Source organism: Bacillus sp. FSL R5-0654 (assembly GCF_038008745.1).
Taxonomy (GTDB): domain Bacteria; phylum Bacillota; class Bacilli; order Bacillales; family Bacillaceae; genus Bacillus; species Bacillus safensis.
Genome location: NZ_JBBOZV010000001.1, coordinates 1677247 through 1699357, shown reverse-complemented (window position 1 = coordinate 1699357; position 22111 = coordinate 1677247). Strand labels below are relative to the sequence as shown.

General features: G+C 41.4%; 18 protein-coding genes. All 18 read right to left on the bottom strand.

The features are described 5' to 3' along the window. Positions 1–150: 150 nt before the first annotated feature. Positions 151–585: a RicAFT regulatory complex protein RicA family protein gene (locus NSS76_RS08430; protein ID WP_008358013.1), complete on the bottom strand. Its 435-nt coding sequence runs from the start codon at positions 583–585 to the stop codon at positions 151–153. 1 nt (position 586) lies between these two features. Beyond that, a complete protein-coding gene (miaB, locus tag NSS76_RS08425) occupies positions 587–2113 on the bottom strand; it encodes a tRNA (N6-isopentenyl adenosine(37)-C2)-methylthiotransferase MiaB (protein ID WP_341081693.1) in 1527 nt (508 codons plus the stop codon). A gap of 150 nt (positions 2114–2263) precedes the next feature. Continuing rightward, positions 2264–3442 (bottom strand): glycine C-acetyltransferase, encoded by a 1179-nt coding sequence (locus NSS76_RS08420; protein WP_044330477.1) that lies wholly within the window; start codon positions 3440–3442, stop codon positions 2264–2266. Then, positions 3442–4506 carry an L-threonine 3-dehydrogenase gene (gene tdh / locus NSS76_RS08415; RefSeq protein WP_044330479.1) on the bottom strand — a complete coding sequence of 355 codons (1065 nt, stop codon included), beginning with the start codon at positions 4504–4506 and terminating at the stop codon, positions 3442–3444. The genes NSS76_RS08420 and tdh overlap by 1 nt, the downstream gene beginning before the upstream one ends. A 177-nt stretch (positions 4507–4683) precedes the next feature. Further along, complete coding sequence (locus tag NSS76_RS08410) at positions 4684–7731, bottom strand: efflux RND transporter permease subunit (protein ID WP_341053389.1); 3048 nt, start codon at positions 7729–7731, stop codon at positions 4684–4686. A 202-nt stretch (positions 7732–7933) separates the two neighbouring features. Beyond that, the gene (spoVS, locus tag NSS76_RS08405) at positions 7934–8194 is read right to left on the bottom strand and encodes a stage V sporulation protein SpoVS (protein ID WP_003211281.1); all 261 of its coding nucleotides are present in this window, start codon (positions 8192–8194) and stop codon (positions 7934–7936) included. 202 nt (positions 8195–8396) lie between these two features. Then, positions 8397–9191 (bottom strand): TIGR00282 family metallophosphoesterase, encoded by a 795-nt coding sequence (locus NSS76_RS08400; protein ID WP_024424109.1) that lies wholly within the window; start codon positions 9189–9191, stop codon positions 8397–8399. Between the two features lie 90 nt (positions 9192–9281). Next, the gene (gene rny, locus NSS76_RS08395; RefSeq protein WP_003211958.1) at positions 9282–10844 is read right to left on the bottom strand and encodes a ribonuclease Y; all 1563 of its coding nucleotides are present in this window, start codon (positions 10842–10844) and stop codon (positions 9282–9284) included. Between the two features lie 233 nt (positions 10845–11077). Then, positions 11078–12256: a serine hydrolase domain-containing protein gene (locus NSS76_RS08390; protein WP_341081688.1), complete on the bottom strand. Its 1179-nt coding sequence runs from the start codon at positions 12254–12256 to the stop codon at positions 11078–11080. A gap of 142 nt (positions 12257–12398) precedes the next feature. Beyond that, positions 12399–13442: a recombinase RecA gene (recA, locus tag NSS76_RS08385; protein ID WP_024424111.1), complete on the bottom strand. Its 1044-nt coding sequence runs from the start codon at positions 13440–13442 to the stop codon at positions 12399–12401. Positions 13443–13619: 177 nt separating this feature from the next. Continuing rightward, complete coding sequence (locus tag NSS76_RS08380; protein WP_073205231.1) at positions 13620–14870, bottom strand: competence/damage-inducible protein A; 1251 nt, start codon at positions 14868–14870, stop codon at positions 13620–13622. A 16-nt stretch (positions 14871–14886) separates the two neighbouring features. Beyond that, complete coding sequence (gene pgsA / locus NSS76_RS08375) at positions 14887–15468, bottom strand: CDP-diacylglycerol--glycerol-3-phosphate 3-phosphatidyltransferase (protein WP_008358030.1); 582 nt, start codon at positions 15466–15468, stop codon at positions 14887–14889. A gap of 74 nt (positions 15469–15542) precedes the next feature. Then, positions 15543–16442 carry a helix-turn-helix domain-containing protein gene (locus tag NSS76_RS08370; RefSeq protein WP_025092608.1) on the bottom strand — a complete coding sequence of 300 codons (900 nt, stop codon included), beginning with the start codon at positions 16440–16442 and terminating at the stop codon, positions 15543–15545. A gap of 23 nt (positions 16443–16465) precedes the next feature. Beyond that, positions 16466–17257, bottom strand: coding sequence for a DUF3388 domain-containing protein (locus tag NSS76_RS08365; RefSeq protein ID WP_003211480.1), 792 nt, complete (start codon positions 17255–17257; stop codon positions 16466–16468). A 131-nt stretch (positions 17258–17388) separates the two neighbouring features. After that, entirely contained in the window at positions 17389–17646 is a 258-nt protein-coding gene (locus NSS76_RS08360; RefSeq protein ID WP_024424114.1) for a DUF3243 domain-containing protein, read from the bottom strand. A 73-nt stretch (positions 17647–17719) separates the two neighbouring features. Next, entirely contained in the window at positions 17720–18448 is a 729-nt protein-coding gene (gene ymfI, locus NSS76_RS08355) for an elongation factor P 5-aminopentanone reductase (RefSeq protein WP_024427021.1), read from the bottom strand. 31 nt (positions 18449–18479) lie between these two features. After that, positions 18480–21599, bottom strand: a complete 3120-nt coding sequence (locus NSS76_RS08350; protein ID WP_103132406.1) for an MMPL family transporter — start codon at positions 21597–21599, stop codon at positions 18480–18482. Continuing rightward, positions 21577–22053, bottom strand: coding sequence for a MarR family winged helix-turn-helix transcriptional regulator (locus NSS76_RS08345; RefSeq protein WP_151039478.1), 477 nt, complete (start codon positions 22051–22053; stop codon positions 21577–21579). The genes NSS76_RS08350 and NSS76_RS08345 overlap by 23 nt, the downstream gene beginning before the upstream one ends. Between the last annotated feature and the right edge of the window lie 58 nt (positions 22054–22111).

Sequence of the window (22111 nt, the reverse complement as noted above, 5' to 3'; positions counted from 1 at the left end):
TGTATGCATGGTCGCCCATAAACTTGCCTTGAAAATTGGAAAAGTTGGAGAGTGAGAGGTTTGGAAACGATGAAGCATGAAAAAGAATGGGTAGTGCTTTTCAAAAAATGTTAATAGGAAAGCAAAAAACCCCGCATCTGCGGGGTTTTCTCATTTAATGGAGCAACTTGGTGATGAGTTTTTTACTTTTGAACCGGTTTCTCCTAATAAGAGGTCACCGCCGGTTGAAAGAATGATTTCATCTGTTACTTGATTCGAAATCGTGTGCGCTACAAGTTGAAGCAGGGAATTGACTTCCATTTGTGATTCTTTGAATTCTTGAATCACTGGGATGTCATCCAGTTCTTCTTGCAGGGCATCGATTTTTTCTTCGACTTGTTTTAAGGCTTCATGTTTGCCGTAATGCTTTAAGTTCACAGCTTGTTTTTGAAGCGCCTTAATTTGATTAATAATCGTTGAAATTTTTGTATTTTCATTGATTTGCGCTTCTGCTTTTTTGAAGAAATCAACTTCTTCCGTTTCAGAAATCATTTTAGCGAGCTCTCTTGCACGCTCGACAATTTCTTTCTTTGAATAAAGTGTCATTTTAATTCACCTCGATAGCTTCTCCAACCATTTCTCCGTCAAGAGACCAAGTTTTGGCTTGTGTGATTTTCACTTTGACGATGTTGCCAATCGCTTCTTTTGGTGCTTTAAAATTCACAAGCTTGCTTTTACTTGTATATCCGGCTAGGATCTCAGGGTTGTTTTTACTTTCACCCTCTACTAATACTTCGACAATCTGCCCTTCATATTCCTTCATTTTTTTCGCAGAAATTTCATTCACAAGTGCATTTAGGCGCTGCAGACGTTCTTTTTTCACACGCATTGGCACGTTGTCTTTCATTTTCGCTGCCGGCGTTCCTTCTCTTGGAGAATAAATGAATGTATAAGCAGCATCAAACTCAACCTCGCGATAAAGCGAAAGTGTTTCTTCAAACTGCTCATCTGTTTCATTTGGGAACCCAACAATAATGTCCGTTGTTAATGAAGCATTCGGCATAGCTTCTTTGATTTTGCGCACAAGATCAAGGTAACGCTCACGGTCATATTTTCTCGCCATAAGTTTCAGCACAGAAGAACTTCCGGATTGAACTGGCAGGTGAATATGATCGAGAAGGTTTCCGCCCTTGGCAAGCACTTCAATTAAGTGATCATCAAAATCACGCGGGTGACTTGTTGTAAAACGGATACGCGGAATATCAATTTTTCGCAGCTCATCCATCAGGTGGCCAAGACCATATTCCATATCTTCAAAATCTTTTCCATATGCATTCACGTTTTGACCAAGAAGGGTAATTTCCTTATATCCTTCTGCCGCTAAACATCTGACCTCTTGAATAATTTCATCTGGGCGGCGGCTTCTTTCCTTGCCGCGCGTGTAAGGCACGATACAGTATGTACAGAATTTATCACAGCCGTACATAATGTTCACCCAGCCCTTGATTTTACCTTGACGGGCTCTTGGAAGGTTCTCAATCACGTCGCCTTCTTTTGACCAAACCTCAATGACCATTTCTTTTGAAAGGTAGCATTCAGATAACAGCTCTGGCAGGCGGTGAATGTTGTGCGTGCCAAAAATCAAGTCAACAAATGGGTGTTTCTTCAAAATACGGTTCACGACAGATTCTTCTTGTGACATACATCCGCAGACACCTAAAATTAAATCTGGCTTTTCACGTTTTAATGCTTTTAAATGTCCAAGCTCTCCAAACACTTTATTTTCTGCATTCTCACGAATAGCACAAGTGTTTAATAAGATAACATTTGCATCTTCCGTTGAGTTTGTTGGTTCATAGCCAAGCGCCATAAAAATACCAGCCATCACTTCTGTGTCATGCTCATTCATTTGACAGCCATATGTGCGAATATAAAACTTGCGGCCGTTTCCTAACCCTTGAAACTGCTCGTCAATTTGAAATTGATTGTATTCAACTTCTTCTTTACCCCGTTTTTTTGCATCTTTTAAGGAAGGCGGAATGTACACAGCTTCAAAATATTTGCTGTAGTCCTTCTCGGATTTTTTGTCCGATGAACTTACTTGTCCGCTCGCTTTTCTCTGCTCTTCATTCATGAATTTGTACTCCTTTCAAACCAAGTTCCACCCTACAGTATAGACTATTTTGTGATGAATTGAAAATAAATCATATACGGTTCTTCTATGAAAATTGCCTATTAGTCATAACCATTTTTCACAAAAAGAAAAAAGAGAGCCTGCGCTCTCTCAATCAAGTATGTTTAGTTTTTTTGCTTCTTCTTCAATGATTGTCAGTGCCCGGTCTAGTTCTTCTTTTGTGTGCTCGGCTGTGATGATGGCTCTAATTCTTGCCTTGCCTTTTGCCACAGTTGGGAAGGCGATGCCTTGGGCAAACACGCCTCGTTCTATTAAAGCCTTTGAGAATCGAAAAGTAAGTGCTTCGTCTCCAATCATGATTGGGATAATCGGTGTCTCTGTTGGGGCGACTTGAAATCCTAGGCTGATGACCTTTTCTTTAAAATAAGCGGCGTTCTCCCAAAGTATATCGATTCGTTCCGGTTCATCTAACAGCACTTCAATCGCTTCTTCACACGCTCTAGTTACAGCTGGCGGATGAGAGGTGCTGAATAAAAACGGTCTTGCTTTATGCTTTAAATAATCAATTAAAACCGCTGAACCAGCCACATAGCCGCCGAGCACTCCGACAGCCTTACTAAGTGTCCCGACCTGAATGTGCACTCTGCCGTCGAGTTTAAAATGGTTGACCGTCCCGCGGCCATTCTCACCAAGCACGCCCGAGGCGTGCGCATCGTCTACCATTACAAATGCATCATATGCTTCTGCGAGCCTGACGATCTCAGGAAGTGGCGCGATATCTCCATCCATCGAGAATACACCGTCTGTAACGATGAGGCGGACGCGGTAATTCATTGATTTTTTCAAAATCTTCTCCAGCTCTTCCATATTGGAATGACCGTATACCTTTTTATCTGCTTTTGTTAATCGGATGCCATCAATAATTGAGGCATGATTCAGTTCATCCGAAATGACAATATCATCTTTTGTCAAGATACTGGATAAGACCCCTTGATTGGTCGTAAAGCCTGATTGGAACACAAGTGCTGCTTCTGTCTTTTTAAATGAAGCAAGCTTTTTTTCAAGACGTTCATGCATCGTCATTGTGCCGGCGATGGTACGTACAGATCCTGTACCCGCACCGAATTCATCGATTGCCTCTTTTGCTGCTTTCATCAGCCTTGGGTGTGAGGTGAGGCCTAAGTAGTTATTTGAGGAGAGTTGTATGACAGATTGTTCATTTAATGTCACAGTGGATGATTGTTTTGAGTCGATCTCTTTCAAAGTTTGGTGGGTGCCTTGCTGCTTCATTGTGTCCAATTCATCTTGTAAATACGTGAATTCTTTCATCATTTCTTCCCCCTTTGATATGATGGCATCATCAGTACGACTTTTCCGCACGTACCGCTTTGCATAAGTTCAAATCCCTTTTCGAACTCTTCAAATGGCAGTGTATGAGTGACAACCGGCTTTACATCAATGGTATTCGTTCTTAATAGCTCAGATACTTGACGCCACGTCTCAAACATTTTTCTCCCCGTGATCCCTTGCACGGTTAATCCCCTAAAAACAATTTGATTCGTAATATCAATTGTTACTGGCCGTTCTGGCAAGCTTAGTATATTGACTTTCCCTCCATTTGCACAAGCTTCGAGTGCTTGATTAATGGCAGCTGGATGACCTGACATCTCACACATCACATCTGCCCCTTCCATCCGCGTGAGCTGCTTAATTATCGCGACTGGATCACCTTTTCCAATATCCACGATATGATCTGCACCCATTTTTCGGGCAAGATCGAGCCTGTATTCATTTTTATCAACAGCGAACACTTGAACAGCCCCGGAGGCTTTTGCGACAGCGATTGCCATTAAACCGATTGGTCCGCAGCCAAAAATCGCCACTGATTTACCTGATACAGGTGTGTGCAGTACAGTATGGACTGCATTTCCTAGCGGCTCTTGGATAGAGGCAAGCTCAACCGGCATTTGAGCTGGATTATGCCACACATTTTGTTCAGGCACTTTGACATATTCAGCAAAACAGCCATCAATGTCTACCCCTAAAATTTTCGTTTCACTGCACAAATGCTGCTGCCCTGTTAAGCACATATAACATTGATTACACACAACATGCGTCTCAGCCGATACAAAGTCCCCTACCTTTGCTCGTGAGACTTGCTTCCCCACTTTAACAACTTCCCCTGTAAATTCATGTCCAAAAATGTAAGGCGCTTTGACTCTTCCCTTAGCCCAGTCATCCCAATTATAAATATGCACGTCTGTTCCGCATATCGAAGTGGCTTTCACTTGGATCAAAACTTCATGATCTTTGATTTCTGGAATCGGCATCTCCATCATCACCGCTCCGTAAGCGCTTTCTTTTTTAACAATTGCTTTCATCGTTCCACACATGACGTACAACCCCTTTGTTAAAAAACTTCTCCCAATCAGATTTTAACACGACTTATTTTAGTCGTAAATACCACTGTCTACTAGAAAAAGACAAATGAACACCCCACATATTTTTTTGGATATTTTTCTAAAAAAAAAAAAGCAAATCTCCTTTCGATCGGAGATTTGCTTTCATCGTCAGCGTTTCTTTGAAACGGCAACATATAGTGCTGGCACAATGAATAAGGTCAGTATTGTTGAGAAAAACACACCTGATACAATGCAGATGGCCAGCGGCTTAAAGAGTGGATCATGACTTAATGCAACAGGCATTAGTGCAACAAGTGCCGTAAATGCTGTTAAGAGAATCGGTCTAATCCTTGCTCTTCCTGCTTCAATGACAGCTGTCTGTTGATCAAACCCTTGCTTACGCCGCTGTTCAATAAATTCGAATAGGACGACCGCATTTCGGACGACAATACCAGCCAATGAGACAATCCCCATTGTTGCCATAAAGCTGAATGGTGTTTGTGTGACAAACAGTCCGATAATGGCTCCTGATACGGCTAAGTAAACCGTTCCTAGAACTAACAGCGGAAGCATTAAAGAATTGAACTGGAAAGCGATGGTCACGTAAATGAGCAGCAAGACTACTGCAAATAAGAGACTAATTTCAATAAAGAACTGGGTCTGATTTTCATTTTCTCCACCCTGTGAGATGGTCAAATCCTTCGCTGTAGCGCTTTTCCCCACTTGATTGACGACTTCTTTCATATCGTCTTTAAACGAATCTGATGCGCCGGGATACGCCTTCAGCGTAATGGTCGGAACTCCATTTTCATGAGGAATGCTTTCGTACTGCTCTGTTTCTTTTTCTTTTACATATCGGCTAAGCGGCTCAAGTTGAGGCATACCGCCCTCATTTGTCTTCACAGGCACTTTCATTTCCTTTAGCTTTAACCCATTTTGATGTGTGCCTATATCCTGTTTCACTACTAAATCGATATCATTTGTTCCTTGTTGAAAGGTACCTAATGGCATCCCTTCTGTCACAAGACCAAGCTGTCTGCTGACAAATTGAGCACTGAGCCCATCCTCTGCCATCCGCTCGCGGTTTAATTCAAAAGAGATCGTTTTCACCGGCTGATTGACATCGTCCGTAATCAAGCTTGCCCCTTTGTCTTTCATTTCATTTGTCAGTGTTTCTTTGACATCAATGAGCTTTGAAAAAGAGTCACCCGCAACCGTTACTGTCACTGGCGCTCCAGTTGGCGGTCCTTGTACAATGGTTTTCATAAAGATTTCAGCCTCTTTGAATGTCTCTCGCAAAGGCTCGGTCATACGATCTATTAATGCCTTACTTGTCATCTGATCATTGTCTACTCTCACGACAACCTGACCCGTGTGGTCACTTGCATTTGAAATACTTTCATTAAACAGGTTCGGCACACCGCCGCCTGCAAAAATCGCCGTTTCTTCAATGCCTTTTTGCTGTTTGATCTCTTGTTCTATTTTCTTTAATGTTTCATTTGTTTTGTCTAATGTTGTTTCACTTGGAAGCGTGACAGTGACGACCACTTCTTTCTTATTCGCCGCAGGGAAAAATTCAAATGGTGTGACGAAAATAAGTAAAAAAGCAAGCGTTGCAACGAGCAAACCACTTAGTCCAATAACGAGCGGCCGCTTCACAATGTTTGTCAGCACACGGTCTGCATAGAAATCAGCCAGCCTTTTTAATGGTTTCCCTAGGAATCCCGGCTCTTTTTGACTGTTTTTGTTCTTTCTTTTCCGGTTCACAGTATATTGATAGACCGGTACAAGTGTCAGAGAAATCACCATGGACGCAAGCACAGTCGTCACTAGAACAGACGGTAATGCCCGAATAAATGAACCATTTGCACCTGATAGGAATACAAGCGGCAGGAAGGCAAACACAACAGCCAGTGTTGATGTCAAAATGGACCCTGCGACTTCTTTCACCCCTGCAATTGTTCCTTTAAGCGGACTTTCGTATTTTTTCATTTGTCTTAAAATATTATCATTCACGACAATGGCATCATCGACAAGTATCCCTAAAGCAATGATAAAGCCGATGATCGAAATTTGATTGAGGTCCACTTGTAAAAATGGCAGCGGAATCGTTCCAATTGTAATGGATAGCGGAATGGCGAGTGAAACGATAAACGCCCCGCCAATCGTGAGTCCAAGTGTGGTAACAATTATGACAGCAATGACCGCAACAATGGCTTCTTTTATTAAATCATTGAAAATGGTATCCACTTCACTTTTTTGTGAATAGTAGTCTACCCACTCCACCCCATTTGGCAGCTGCTTTTCTTTCTCAATGACATCACTGACTTTGTCATACATTTTAGGAATATCAAGCCCTTGTTTAATATTCACAGTAAATGAATAAGCGGGCTTTCCGTTATACGACACAATATCACTTTTCTGTTTTTCTACTTCTTTTAAACTGCCAAGCTGACTAATTGTGACCGGCTCTCTTTTCGTTTTTGAGAAAAGCTCAATTTTTTTAACTTGATCTAAGCGGCGGTCATATGTATCGATGGACAGCTTCACCTTCTCTTTGCCTGCCCGAATATCGCCTAGTGGAGATGTGTCAAATTCCTGATTGATGGCATTTGTGACATCAGTTACATTGAGCCCTTCACCCTCCAGCTTGTTTGAATCTAAGTTTAAAATCGCTTGTTTGTCATTGAAGCCTTTGATAATGACACTGTCTACCCCTTTGATGTCCTCTACTTTTTCCTTCAATGCACGCAGCGATTGCTGACTCTTTGCTAAGTCTGATGATTCACTCGACACAATCATATAAGAGCCAACCGGCACGCTGCCGAATTCATCCTTTACTTCCGGCTCCTTCACCCCGTCAGGAAAAGACGACGCAGCACTTGTGGTTTCATTCTTAATTTGACTTGCCACCTTTTGAAAGTCAGCTTGGTCCTCAATTTCAAGCACAATATTTGAGAAACCAATGGCAGAAACCGAGCTCGTTTTCTCTACACCGTTGATATCAGATAGGGCTGATTCCAGTTTATTGGTGACATCTCTTTCCACCTGTTTTGCATCTGCACCAGGAAAAACGGTAGAAATCGTGACGAGATTCGCCTCGAATTCTGGCAGTTCTCGTTTAGGAAGCTGCGCGAATAAATAGCCGCCAGTAATGAGAACGATAAAAAATAAAATAAAAACAAGCTTTCCTCTTTTCAAAAAAGCTTCAAACATTATTTCACCTACTTAAATATTTATTTTTGATGAAGTAAATTCAACTTAATCTTAATTTATCATCACGGTGAAAAAATGCAAGCTCTAATATGTCATTTTTATCTATTTCACGAACTGAATATGTTATATAAGAAATGTATAGCGGTAAACAAAAACAACCTGCTTACATGATGTAAGCAGGTTGAAAATAATAAAATTAGAATTATCGTGGTTCAACAATCAATTTGATGGCTGTTCTTTCTTCTCCATCGATCAGAATGTCAGTAAAGGCTGGAATGCATATCAAATCCACTCCGCTTGGCGCGACAAATCCCCTTGCAATGGCGACAGCCTTAACCGCCTGATTCAGTGCTCCAGCGCCGATTGCTTGTATTTCCGCTGCACCGCGTTCACGTAAAACGCCGGCTAATGCTCCTGCTACTGAATTCGGATTTGACTTTGCTGAAACTTTTAAAATTTCCATTTCTGCTCCCCCTTAAATTTACAATGGATAAGTGAGTGTTCATTAGAACAATCTTTGTTAGATGATGCTATTTTTTTGAAAATCCATCCCCAAAATGTTTTTCAAAAATAGCAGGCTACCTACCATTTTTACTATATTCACGATAGAGGGCGCATATTCCTTCTTTCTGATTAATATTTTTCTGAAATAAATATGTGAACATTTATTCAAAGAAAATATGGTCATCATTTATCAAAATTCGATCAATTTTGACAGCTTTTTTCGACTGTTCGTCAATTTCTACGATTACTGCACTTAACGTCGTTCGGCCTTCTGCAATTTCAAACCGTACTGGGAGACTTGTTTTGAATCGTTTAATGATCGTTTCTCGGTCAACACCTAAAATGCCGTCATAAGGTCCTGTCATCCCGACATCTGAAATATACGCAGTTCCTTTTGGCAATACGCGGTTATCTGCTGTTTGAACATGTGTATGCGTGCCCACGACACATGATGCACGGCCGTCTGTATACCAGCCCATCGCCTGCTTTTCACTTGTGGCTTCACCATGAAAATCAATAAAAATAAACGGTGTTCGTTTGGATGCTTCCGCAATTAATTCATCTACTTTTTGAAATGGGCAGTCAATTGGCGGTAAAAACGTACGTCCTTGCAGGTTGATGACAGCCAATTCTTTTCCTTGTTTTTTAATAAACGTGAGACCTTTTCCAGGTGTGCCTTCTGGGAAGTTAGCTGGACGGACCATATTAGCTGCATCATCGATGAAATCGAAAATGTCTCTTTTATCCCATGTATGGTTGCCCATTGTGAGCACATCAGCTCCTGCTTGCAGCAGCTCATGATAGATTTTTTCAGTTAGACCTTTCCCGTGAGCAGCATTTTCTCCGTTGACAATGGTAAAGTGCGGCTGATATTTTTTCTTTAGCTTTGGCAAATATTCTTTCAGTGTGTCTCTGCCAGGTGAACCGACAATATCTCCAACAAATAATATTTTCATGCGCTTTTGAACCCTTTCTCTTTTAAATTGATCTTCTTATCAGTGTTGCATATTTACACAAAAAAATAAAGCGGCGCTAAGCGCACCGCTCTATTTTGCATACTCTACTGCGCGAGTTTCTCGAATGACTGTCACTTTAATGTGACCAGGGTAATCGAGCTCGTCCTCAATTCGCTTACGAATATCCCTTGCTAGACGGTGAGCTTCAAGATCATTAATTGAATCTGGCTTCACCATAATACGTACTTCACGTCCAGCCTGTATCGCAAACGATTTTTCAACACCTTCATAAGATTCAGAGATATCTTCTAATTTCTCAAGTCTCCGAATGTAATTTTCAAGCGTCTCACTTCTTGCACCAGGGCGTGCTGCAGATAATGCATCAGCTGCCGCAACAAGAACAGCGATAATAGATGTCGGTTCTTGGTCACCGTGGTGAGAGGCAATACTGTTGATGACAACAGGATGCTCTTTATATTTCGTCGCAAGCTCAACGCCAATTTCTACGTGGCTTCCTTCTACTTCGTGATCAATGGCTTTTCCAATGTCATGCAGAAGACCTGCTCGTTTTGCAAGCTTTGCATCTTCTCCAAGCTCTGAAGCCATGAGACCTGCAAGATGTGCAACCTCAATTGAATGCTTCAGGACATTTTGTCCATAACTTGTACGGAATTTTAAGCGGCCGAGAATTTTGATCAGATCCGGATGCAGACCGTGAACTCCAACTTCGAATGTCGTTTGCTCACCCATCTCGCGGATATAATCATCGACTTCACGGCGTGATTTTTCCACCATTTCTTCAATTCGTGCAGGATGAATGCGGCCATCCTGGACTAGCTTGTCCAGAGCTATCCTCGCTGTTTCACGTCTAATCGGATCAAAGCCCGATAGTATAACAGCTTCAGGTGTATCATCTATGATCAAGTCAATACCTGTTAACGTTTCTAACGTACGGATATTTCGTCCTTCACGTCCGATAATACGACCTTTCATCTCATCATTTGGAAGATTGACTACAGATACCGTTGTTTCAGCCACATGATCAGCTGCACAACGCTGTAACGCAAGTGAAAGAATATTTTTCGCCTTTTTGTCAGCCTCTTCTTTCGCTCGGTTTTCAGATTCTTTCGTCATGACTGCAATGTCGTGGGAAAGCTCATTTTCAACTTGATCCAGAATGATTTGTTTCGCTTCATCTCGAGTTAGACTTGAAATACGTTCCAACTCGGCTTTCTGCAAACGAATCATATCATCCACTTTGCTTTCCATCTCTTCAATATGTTGTTGTCGTTCATTCAGAGAATGATCTCTCTTCTCCAACAGGGACTCCCGTTTATCTAAAGATTCGTCTTTGCGATCAAGATTTTCCTCTTTTTGAAGTAAACGGTTTTCTTGTCTTTGAAGCTCATTTCGTCTTTCACGAACTTCTTGCTCCGCCTCTACACGAAACGAATGAATTTCATCTTTCGCTTCCAAGAGCGCTTCTTTCTTCAATGCTTCCGCATCACGCTTTGCATCCTCAACAATTTGTTCGGCCATGTTTCTTGCGCCGGATATTTTTGCTTCTGCAATGGTTTTACGAACAAAGTAGCCAACAACTAAACAGATTAGGCTCAGCAAAATGGAGATGATCGTAAACATCGTAGGCGACATATTTTCACCTCCTCTTGCTATGAACTTGGTTTTACAAATAAAGTGTCGGCATGTACATTGTTTTGTGTCTCAACATACAGGGCCTTCACAGGGAATGAGATCCTCACTGCCCTTGTCAAGTTTAAATTAGTTATCAATCATGTTAAGAAAAACAAGTGATACATTCCCATTGTAATTGTGTCGGAAATACTTGTCAAGCTAGCCATCTTAGCGTTTGCAAAAGCAGATCAGAATTATTCTTGATTCAGCAGCTGATATACTTTATTGTTTACTTGGCCCAGTTTAGTGTTATTTTGTATATTTGAAAACAAAACAACGATGGTTTGCCCAGATTTGCTAAAGCTGTTCAAAATGTTGAAGCCCGGCATGACACCATGGTTTGAATAGCTACCGGGAGCAACATAAAATCCCATTCCGTATGTGGAGCTGCTTCCTGGCGTAAACATCTTTTTATAGCTCTTCTGCGAATACAGTTTGCCGTCTATCAGGGCTTGGTCAAATTTGTACATATCTATAGCACTCATATAAATATCTCCAGCACCGTAAAGCTGAGATAGATCGGGCATATACGGTGTAACCGCTTTGCTGCCTTTCAGCTTATACCCGACAGCAGGATAAGGTTCTTTTTCATATGTTTTGTAAAAGCCTGCATGCGTCATACCCGCCGGTTTAAAAATATGATTCGTTATATATTGTTCATAGGACTCACCGCTCACTTCAGCCACAATATAAGCAAGAACAGAATAGTTGGAATCCTTGTAGCTCCATTTGCCCGGCTGACGATTAATTCCCTGACGTTCTATGTCTTTTATTAATTCGTCCGGAGTAATTACACCATTTCCTTCAATATGGCCGTTTATTCCCGATGTATGTGTCAGCAGATTTTTCAAAGTAATCGTTTGTCCGTTAGGGAAATGAGGTAAATACGTGCTTACCGGAGCACTTGTCTGAAGTTTCCCCTTTTCCTCAAGCTGCAAAATAGCGGTTGCAATCAGCGCTTTTTGTGACGAACCGACATAAAAAGATGTCAAAGGATTATTTCGAATTTTTTGTTTACGGTCTGCATAACCAAAACCTTTATTTGTTACGATTTCTCCATTTCGAACAATCATGGCTGTTCCGCTGAAACCGATCCCATTTAAATAACTGCTGATTTTGTGATTACGGTCCACTGTTTTGATTTGTTCCTCTGATTTTTTGGCGGTTTTCCTTTTGACTTCTTTTTTCTGGCTGTTTTCTAAAGCTACAGCAGTTTTTTGAAACGGGTTGTTCTCTTCACTATTTCGATGAAGCACATTCCACATTGTTAAGCAAATCATCGCTGCTAAAAAAACAAGCACAAGTTTTCCCCTCTGACTTGGTTTTCTCCGTCTGCGTTTGGCAACAGTTCTTCTGCGGGTCGGACTTGTCATTATTTTTTCCTCCCAAAATAAATTCCATTTTGTACACTTTAGACGGATGAAATACTGAAAAAGTTGTCGAAAGTTTTTTGCAAAATAAAAAAGGCTGAGTTTTTCACCCAGCCTTTTTTATCATTTCATACTGATTTAATTTTTATTCTAATTCTAATTGTTCTAGCGCCTCTTCAGATTCCTGTTGCACTGTTCCGTTATTATCCAAACCGTAATGTTCGCGAATTTGCTCCTGGATCATCAGCATGATATCTTTATTTTCTTTTAGGAACTGTTTCGCATTTTCACGGCCTTGTCCAAGACGTTCCTCTTGGTAAGAATACCAAGCACCGCTCTTTTGTACGATATCTAGCTCGCTTCCAAGGTCGATGATTTCTCCCTCTTTTGAGATCCCTTCACCGTACATAATGTCTACTTCGGCAATACGGAATGGCGGTGCTACTTTGTTTTTCACTACTTTAATTCTCGTTTTATTCCCCATAATATCATTGCCTTGTTTCAGCTGTTCAGCACGGCGCACTTCTAAACGAACAGACGAATAGAACTTCAGCGCACGTCCACCTGGCGTTGTTTCAGGGTTACCGAACATGACCCCAACTTTTTCACGAATTTGGTTAATAAAGATGGCAATTGTTTTTGATTTATTGATAGCACCTGATAGTTTACGAAGGGCTTGGGACATCAAACGTGCTTGAAGACCAACGTGTGAATCACCCATGTCTCCTTCAATCTCTGCTTTTGGTACAAGAGCAGCTACAGAGTCAATAACAACAATATCAACTGCCCCGCTGCGGACAAGAGCTTCTGCAATTTCAAGTGCTTGCTCTCCTGTATCCGGCTGAGAAAGTAACAGTTCATCAATGTTGACACCTAGTTTTTGAGCATAAACTGGATCGAGTGCATGCTCTGCATCAATAAATGCAGCTTGTCCTCCCTGCTGCTGAACTTCAGCAATGGCATGAAGGGCTACTGTCGTTTTACCAGAACTCTCTGGACCATATACTTCGATAATACGGCCTCGGGGATATCCGCCTATTCCAAGCGCAGTATCAAGTGCTAACGAACCACTAGGTACTGTTGAAATACGTGTATCTGTTTGCTCTCCTAGTTTCATAATAGAGCCTTTACCAAACTGTTTTTCTATTTGTTTAAGAGCCATATCTAAGGCTGCTTGACGATCACTCATTCTATTGTTTCCTCCTTTATCAATTCCACTATCTATACTATACCTTGTTTTACGTCATTTGCCAAGAAAAAAACGAACACATATTCGATTTTTTTCTTGGCAGATTTTTAAGAAAAGAGTATTTTCTATTAGAAAAAACGCTCTTTTATAAAGGAGTAAACCTAACAAAAAACAAAATTAACTCTCTTTTAATAAGTTGAGTAAGTGATGCAGACCATATTTCACAGCACGCTTTCGAATGCCTGACCGGCTGCCTGTAAACATCCATTCAAACACGTCCGTCTGGTCTTTCGTAGATAGTCCAATGAACACTTTTCCAACAGGCTGACCCTCATGGGTATCAGGTCCTGCTACACCCGTAAAGCTAATGCCAATATCACTTCCGGTCAGCTTTCTAACCCCTTCAGCAAGCTCTAAAGCACACTCTTTGCTGACAGCACCATGAGAAGACAATGTTTCCTCGCGGCAGCCAAGTACCTGCTGCTTGACTTGGTTTGTATAACAAACCACACTTCCGTTCAAAATGGATGATGCTCCTTCGAGATCTGTCAGCCATTCGGAGAACATTCCGCCAGTCAGGCTTTCTGCTGCTGCTACTGTTTTCCCGTGCTCGTGCAAGGCTTTGGACGCTTCGCGGACAAGTGATGTATCCCCATATCCGTAGAAGTACTCTCCTACCCGCGCTAAAATTTGCGCTTCTGTTTCTTTTAACAGACGCTCTGTTTCTTTTTCATCCTCATGCTTAGCAGTCAGCCTTAGCGTCACTTCACCGTCAGATGCGAGTGGTGCAATCGTCGGGTTGGTTTGAGCATCAATTAAATCTTCTAGGTCTGTTTCAAGCTGCGATTCACCGATTCCGAAGAAGCGCAGAACAACAGACACGATCTTTTCCTTTAAGCCAAGCTTCTCAGAAATCAGCGGCTTTGCCTCGTTTTCAAACATCGGGTGCAGTTCACTTGGCGGTCCAGGAAGAAGCATATAAAACGTATCGTCTTCTTGAACAAACATACCCGGGGCCATCCCGAAACGGTTCACGAGCACATCAGACCCTTCTAGAACGAGTGCCTGCTTACGGTTGTTCGGTGACATAACGCGTCCGGTCTTTAGAAAGTAGTCTTGAATTGATTCAAATGCTTCTTCATTTAGTACAAGCTCTTTGCCAAGCGTACTCGCAATGGTTTCTTTTGTTAAGTCATCTTTGGTTGGTCCAAGACCACCTGAGAAGATAATAAAATTAGATCTTTCCTGCGCCACCTGAATGGCCTGTTTTAAACGCTCTGGATTGTCACCAACTGCTGTGTGGTAATAAACATTCACACCAATTTCAGCTAGTTGTTTGCTGATGAATTGTGCATTCGTATTCGTAATTTGCCCTAGCAATAGTTCGGAACCGACTGCAATAATTTCTGCTTTTCTCTCTGACTTCAAAGCGTACACGTCCTTTTTAGTTAGAATTCTTTAAAGCTTCCCAGTTTTTTGCAAAGTAATCCCAGCCTGAGACAACAGTGAAGAACACCGCTACCCACATCGCTAGATCACCAAACGGGAATGACACAAGTTCAAACGGCAGGTTATGCAGTAAAAGTGCAGAAATCGCAATGATCTGCGCCCATGTCTTCACTTTTCCAAGCATATTCGCTGCCACTACTTCACCGCCTCCGGCTAATACAAGCCTTAGACCTGTTACAGCAAATTCACGGCTGATGATCACAATCGCCATCCATGCCGGTGTGAGGTTGTATTGAACAAGTATAATTAAAGCAGCTGAAACAAGCAATTTATCTGCAAGCGGATCTAAAAATTTACCAAAGTTCGTCACTAAATTAAGCTTACGTGCGTAGTATCCATCAATCCAGTCAGTTGTTGAAGCAACAATAAACAGGATCGCTCCAACAAGGTGCGTCACTTCGATGCTGACGTCGCCAAAGCGCGCAACACCCCAATCTAGCGGTGCAAGCATAATAATCATAAAAACAGGGATCAAGGCGATCCTAGAAAGGGTTATTTTATTCGGTAAGTTAAACATGAAATCCAATCCTCCAATAATGCAATTTTATTATGTATATAATAGTAGGAACAAAAGAAAAGTCATCTACTTGCTTAAGATGACTTTTCCTTTCCTTTATTCACAATCACAATGTTTTGTGTCATGGTGTCCTTAGGGTCTAATTCGTACTTAAGTGTCTCATCATTTACCTTGATATCAATTCCAGACGCATTGCCTAGACGGATATCGACCTGAGAAAGATCAGACAGGTCTGTTTTAAACGATTCGCCATCTTTTAGTTCACCCATCTTCAGCACTTTTCCAGATTCGTCTCTTACACGCAGCCATGAAGCTTGCGAGGCAGAAATTTTTAACTCCATTTCGTCTGCACCTGATACTTCATACGTTGTTGTCGAGCCTTCTGTATTCGTCGCCTTTAAAGATACAGTTTCATCGTCTTTTGATGAATCATCTTTTTTAGATGATTTTTCTTTATCATCTGACGAAGCTTTTTCTTTTTTCTTTTGATCTTTTGCAAGAGATGAACCCTCAGATACTTCATATTTAGATTCTGATTGCTGAGGGGCCGCCTGATTATTCTTCTGTCCGCTATCATGATTGACCGCCTGCACGATCACATAAATGATGGCGATGACCACAATGATGCCTCCAATAATTAAAATTGTCGGCAATAGTTCAAGCACTTTCGAAGCAGGCTTTGGCAGCTCTCTTTGCGGCTTAATATTCGATAATTTATCAGATACTTCATCGTTATACGTGCTTGGAACATCTTTACGAAATTCTTCGAACAATTGTTCAGGATTCAGTCCAACGGCTTCGGCATATTGTTTAATAAACGCTCTGACGTAAAATTTACCTGGAATAATATCATAGTTTCCTTGTTCGATTGCTAGCAAATAGCGCTTTTGGATCTTGGTCACCGTCTGAAGATCCTCCAGCGACATCCCTTTTTCCTCTCTGGCCTCAACGAGCCGTTTTCCCAATTCAGTCAAAACAAACACCTACCATTACCATATTAAAAATCGAAGCCGGAAAAACCAGAATGATCAAACACTTGTGGTTCTTCAGCGTGTTCATATGTAATCTCTTCGTCTGCGCTATTCCGCAATTCAATGATATAGTCGAAATCATCCATTGTATATTCTGAATTTTGAATAAAGATGTCTGGATGCTCGACCACCTTCGTTGCCGGCAGTCTCATAATTTCCCTTAAAAGCTGCAAGTGCTTCTCAGAACCTCTTCTTGTCGACACAATCCCATCAATTATAAAGACGTTATCTGGGCTGTATTCATCTGCGATCAGTTGACTTCGGATCGTCTGTTTCAAAAGAGTTGATGATACAAACAGCCATCTCTTGCTTGCACAAACACTTGAAGCCACAATTGATTCTGTTTTTCCGACACGCGGCATTCCGCGAATCCCAATCAATTTATGTCCTTCTTTTTTAAAGAGTTCAGCCATAAAATCAACAAGAAGACCGAGCTCGTCTCTTTCAAAACGGAACGTCTTTTTGTCATCGGCATCACGCTGTATGTATCTTCCATGACGAACAGCTAAGCGGTCACGAAGCTTTGGCTGTCTTAATTTCGTTACTTTTATCGTTTCCATTGTATTTAAAATTGATTCAAGCCGCTTAATTTGATCTGTGTGGTCACAGCGTAAAAGCATTCCGCGTCTTGATACATCAACACCATTAATTGTCACAATATTAATTGAAAGCATCCCCATTAGAGAAGAAATGTCTCCTAAAAGTCCGGGACGGTTTACCTGTATCTCATATTCAAAATACCATTCGAGCTTTGCCAAATGATATTACCCCCTTCATTGTGGCAAATTTTTACCTTCCTTTATCATAAAGCATTTTCACATTTTTAGAAAGCACAATGTTGTGAAACGGTTAAAATAAAAAGAGAGGCACAAACGACCTCTCTTTTTGTTTAGTGCGAGCTATTATTTTCAACTAGCTTGACCATCATATTTGCAATGGCACGCTGCTCATCTTCTGATGCAACGCTCCAAAGGTCAGCAAGTACTCTTTCCTGCTCGTTCTTTGCCTCAACTTCGTTAGCTAGATATCCGCCAATTTCATACGCAAGGTTATTGATAGTCTCATCTTCTAAACCTTTATCCTGCGCATGATTTAAGCGATCACCTAAAAAGTTTTTCCAATGGTCCCAGTTCTCAAGTACAGACATGTCGATTCCTCCATTCGAAAAGATGAATTACAGCCATAGCTTTTGTCATGGAGAGACGAATTATACACGTTTTTTAACAGTACCAGCCGCCATTGACAGATAAAATTTGACCTGTGATATAACTTGACTGTTTTGAGGCGAGAAACCAAATGACATCTGCAACCTCCTCAGGCGATGCAAGCCGGCCAAGCGGAATTTCTTCTTCCAGCATTGCGATGTCTTCCTGCGTAAAACGATTCATCATGTCTGTTTTGACAGCACCTGGCGAGACAGCATTTGCTCTAATTCCACTTGGAGCAAGCTCTTTTGCTAATCCTTTGATAAACGCATTTTGCGCACCTTTGACCATGCTGTACAGCACTTCACATGATGCTCCCGTTTCTCCCCATATCGAGCTGACCGCAATGATATGGCCTGCTTTCTTTCGAATCATGGCGGGTAAAAGGGATTGGGTAAGCTCATATGGACTTGTGACATGAAGCTGCACCATACTGGCTAATACGTCTTTTTCTGTGTCTGTCACCAATCCGACATGGCTTCTGCCGCTGTTTAAAACAAGAATATCTGGACAGAGCGGCAGACGGCTGACAAGCTCATCTGCTCCGCCCGTTTTAGATAAATCGGCTTGAACGACGTGCGTTTGAATGGAATATGCCTCATCCAAATGAGCGGCGAGGCGCACAGCTGCCTGTTCATTTTTATGATAATGGAGCATCACATGGCAGCCTTCTTGGGCAAGCTTTTTCGCTGCTGCCTGCCCAATCCCGCCACTGGCACCTGTTATCAGCGCCCAACGACTCATCACATTGATTCCTTCTTTCTATATAGAATACCTATTCTTTTCGTTTAAATGGGAACCAGTTGGCTGATCCGAACAATTTCACCATTACAGGTACGAACAATGGTAGCACAACGAGTGCGTACAGTAAAAGTCCTGTGAGGACAAGTGTTGCAATCTGCAGGAGAGACAGCACACCTGATGGAAGCATGGCGGCAAATGTTCCTGCCAAAATAACAGCAGCAGACATAATGACAGACCCCATATTTTTCATTGATTCAGTCATGGCAAACTGGATGTCTTTTGTTTTGTATTCATTGAACCGCTCCATTAAGAAAATCGAATAATCGACTCCGAGCGCCATTAAAATCACAAATCCAAAGAATGGTACAGCCCAGTTAATGCCAGGATATCCGAAGAAATGGGTGAAAATAAATTCTGTTACACCGATTGCTGTAAAGTAAGTCAATATGAGTGAACCTACCAAGTAAAGCGGCATGACAAGCGAACGGAACAAGATCACCAAAATAAGGAAAATACCAATCATCATGTAAAGCACTGTCTTATTGAAATCTTGGTCTGACAGTTGTTTTAGATCAGCGTTCATACTTGATACACCTGAGACGCCAAATGATGCATCTTTTAGGTTTGTTTCAGGAAGTGCCCGCTCGACAGAAGCTTCCACTTGTTTAATCGTCGACAAGGCGTCATTTCCATATGGATTTTTCTCTAAAATGACATCAATCTTTGTCATCTTGCGATCATCTGACATGTATGAATCAAATACTTGCTTGAATGCTTTATTTTTCAAGACGTCTTTTGGAATAAACCAGCCGGCCATGTCTTGATCTGGTGCATTTTTCAGTTCGTCTAAGTAGTCACCTGCACCCATTAAGCCGCTCGAAATTTTCTCCAGTCCTTTCACACTTTTGTTCAGACCGTCTGTCAGCTTGGTCAGGTTATCCCCAAAGCCGCCAATCTTTTCTTTCATTTGCTTTTGGCCATTAATGATGTCCCCCGCTCCATTTGCAAGCTTTGGCATATTATCAGCTAGTTGTCCTTGACCTTTAGACGTTTGATCCAGTCCATTTTCAACTGCATCTAAGCCAGCAATGAGTTCATCGATTTGATTCGTCAAGACTTTTTGCTGCTCAGAAGCTTTTGCGATAAAGGCATCAGCTGCTTCAAGCTGCTTTCTAGCTTCTTTCGCTTGTTTGGCATAGCTGTCTGCCTGTTTCGCCCCTTCTTGCAAGGTCGCAGAAAGTTCATTGTACGAAGCTTTAATCGCTTGATACGATTGATTTTCTTTTACCTGCGGGATTTGCTTTTCAAGGGTACTAAATTGTGTATTTGCTTGTTTGATTAACGCTTTTACATCTGCTGCGGCAGAGGATGACGTATCCACTTGCGCTAATGCTGCCTTTAATTCTTTGGAAATGCTTTTATACAGTGAAACTTGCTGATTCACTTGTATGACTTGAGCCATTAATTCCTTTTTTGCACCTTTGATTTCATCTTTAATGGCTGCTACACCTTTTTTATTTTGGTCGATGCCGTTTTGCAATTTTCTTAAGGATTTTTCAACATTTTGAATCCCTGTTTGCACAGATTCTGTACCAGAAATCAATTTGTTAATGCCTTTTCCTGATGATTTGATTTGCGGTGTTTGATCCTCAATGGATTGACTCATTGTCGTCAGTGCATCTTGGATATTTTTCAAGCCTTCATTGCTTTTATCAAGTCCTGTGTTTAGTTCTTTGGCTTGTGATTTCACGTACAGATCACTCAGCCCTTTACCGACAGGGCGGGTGGCACTTCTCACTTTACTGACCCCATCTGTTTGTTCAATTGCACGGCTGAGTTTTTCGATGGCAATCAGCCCTTCATTGTTGTCTAAAAGGTCAGATGATTTCACAACCACTGTTGCCGGAAGTGCTTCACCCGGTCCAAACTTATCAGAAATGGTATTGAATGCGTTAACCGATTCGTATTTATTACCAATTTCATCTAAGCTGTTATAAGAAAGAGTTCCTTTATACATGAGAATTGGCGGAAGCGTAATGATTCCTACAATTAATAAGCTGAAAAGCGGTTTCTTAAATGAAAAACGGCCTGCTGTTTCCCACATTTTTGACTGCGGATGGGCAATATCGCCTTTAATCGGCCAAAATAACACCTTTCCTAAAACTGCCATAAAGAACGGCACAATCGTGAGAAGAGCCACAATGAGCACAGCAACCCCAACTGCTACTGCAACAGCTGATTTATAAAGCTGGAATTGTGCGAGACCAATACATGTAAAACCGATCAGAACCGCAATTCCGCTGAATAAGACGGTCTTTCCTGCTGTTTTATACGTAATCAGAATCGCTTCAATTTTATCTTTACCGTGTGCGATCTCTTCCTTAAAGCGGCTGAGAAGCAGTATGCAGTAGTCCGTTCCAATTCCAAACATGATCGCGACCATAAAGATCTGAGTAAAGGTCGAGAGAGGAAAGTCTACATATTTCACTAAATAAGCCACGATCGATTGACTCACCAAGTAAGACAGTGCCACTGCGACTAAGGGAACGAAAGGCGCCACAGCTGACCTAAAAACAAGAATAAGGACAACGAGAATAAACCCAATCGTAATGAATTCTGTTTTCTTCAGGCCTTCCTGCGAACTTGTGATAACATCATCATCAATTAACGGCTGCCCTGTCATTTCAAATTTCAGATTTAAGCTTTTCAGCTTTTCATTGACTCTTTCTTTAAAATCGGACGCTTTGATTTTGTTTGAGTCATATGTAACTGGAACAAGGAGTGTCGTTTGATCTTTAGAGAGCATTTGTTTTTTGATATCTTTATTGGCTTCAAAGTAAGAAGTGATGTCCTCTATGTGGAGATCTTGATCTTTTTCTAAAATATCCATTGCCTTTTTTAAAGATGTTTCTCTTTCTTTCACAATGTTCTTTTCTTGAAAGACAATGACGATTGATTTTTCTGTATCGCCGTTTTCAGACATTTTCTTTAATAACTGATTGGCATATGAGGACGGGTAGCCGTCTGGTACAGAAATTTGCCCCTTTTCTTTTGTTAATTGCGCCATATTAGGAGCGGTGATGAGTAACACTGCCGCTAATACGATCCACAGGATCGTGATCAGCCATCTACCCTTTATGATTGCTCTCATTAGTACTTTGTGCCTCCTCTTCGATGATCACTTGATAGATCTTTTCATATGTTTGAATAAATGATTCCATTTCTTTTTCTTCAAGCTTTTCAAAATAAGATCGAACCAGATCTTGAAGCTGCTTTTCCATTCGGCTGACCACATCTTTGCCCTCTGGCGTGACGTACAGGTGAACATTTCTTCTGTCAGCTTGATCATGTTCACGAAAAATATAGTTTTTCGTAAAAAGACGATTAGTCATGGATGTTACAGCACTTTTGTTTACATTACATACATAAGCAAGGTCCGTAGATGTACATCCTGGATGTAAATTGATGTATCGAAGCGAGTAATATTGATCAAGCGTCAGCTCTTTATCAAGCTTTTCGGTGATCATACTCGAGACTTTTTTCTCCATCCAGAGATAGACATCTGCATACCTCTGGATAAGCTGGGCAATTTTATTTTGTTCCATACGCTGCTCCTTTTTAGTTTAAGTGTTTAACTATTAAAGAGTTTAACTAATGTCCAAA

Excerpts from the sequence above, each read along its gene's own strand:
- NSS76_RS08410 (WP_341053389.1), bottom strand. The coding sequence starts at position 7,731 with ATGTTTGAAGCTTTTTTGAAAAGAGGAAAGCTTGTTTTTATTTTATTT.
- NSS76_RS08360 (WP_024424114.1), bottom strand. The coding sequence starts at position 17,646 with ATGTCTGTACTTGAGAACTGGGACCATTGGAAAAACTTTTTAGGTGAT.
- spoVS (WP_003211281.1), bottom strand. The coding sequence starts at position 8,194 with ATGGAAATTTTAAAAGTTTCAGCAAAGTCAAATCCGAATTCAGTAGCA.
- recA (WP_024424111.1), bottom strand. The coding sequence starts at position 13,442 with ATGAGTGATCGTCAAGCAGCCTTAGATATGGCTCTTAAACAAATAGAA.
- NSS76_RS08420 (WP_044330477.1), bottom strand. The coding sequence starts at position 3,442 with ATGAAAGAATTCACGTATTTACAAGATGAATTGGACACAATGAAGCAG.
- ymfI (WP_024427021.1), bottom strand. The coding sequence starts at position 18,448 with ATGAGTCGTTGGGCGCTGATAACAGGTGCCAGTGGCGGGATTGGGCAG.
- NSS76_RS08390 (WP_341081688.1), bottom strand. The coding sequence starts at position 12,256 with ATGACAAGTCCGACCCGCAGAAGAACTGTTGCCAAACGCAGACGGAGA.
- rny (WP_003211958.1), bottom strand. The coding sequence starts at position 10,844 with ATGTCGCCTACGATGTTTACGATCATCTCCATTTTGCTGAGCCTAATC.
- pgsA (WP_008358030.1), bottom strand. The coding sequence starts at position 15,468 with ATGTTTAACTTACCGAATAAAATAACCCTTTCTAGGATCGCCTTGATC.
- miaB (WP_341081693.1), bottom strand. The coding sequence starts at position 2,113 with ATGAATGAAGAGCAGAGAAAAGCGAGCGGACAAGTAAGTTCATCGGAC.
- NSS76_RS08430 (WP_008358013.1), bottom strand. The coding sequence starts at position 585 with ATGACACTTTATTCAAAGAAAGAAATTGTCGAGCGTGCAAGAGAGCTC.
- tdh (WP_044330479.1), bottom strand. The coding sequence starts at position 4,506 with ATGTGTGGAACGATGAAAGCAATTGTTAAAAAAGAAAGCGCTTACGGA.
- NSS76_RS08345 (WP_151039478.1), bottom strand. The coding sequence starts at position 22,053 with ATGGAACAAAATAAAATTGCCCAGCTTATCCAGAGGTATGCAGATGTC.
- NSS76_RS08350 (WP_103132406.1), bottom strand. The coding sequence starts at position 21,599 with ATGAGAGCAATCATAAAGGGTAGATGGCTGATCACGATCCTGTGGATC.
- NSS76_RS08400 (WP_024424109.1), bottom strand. The coding sequence starts at position 9,191 with ATGAAAATATTATTTGTTGGAGATATTGTCGGTTCACCTGGCAGAGAC.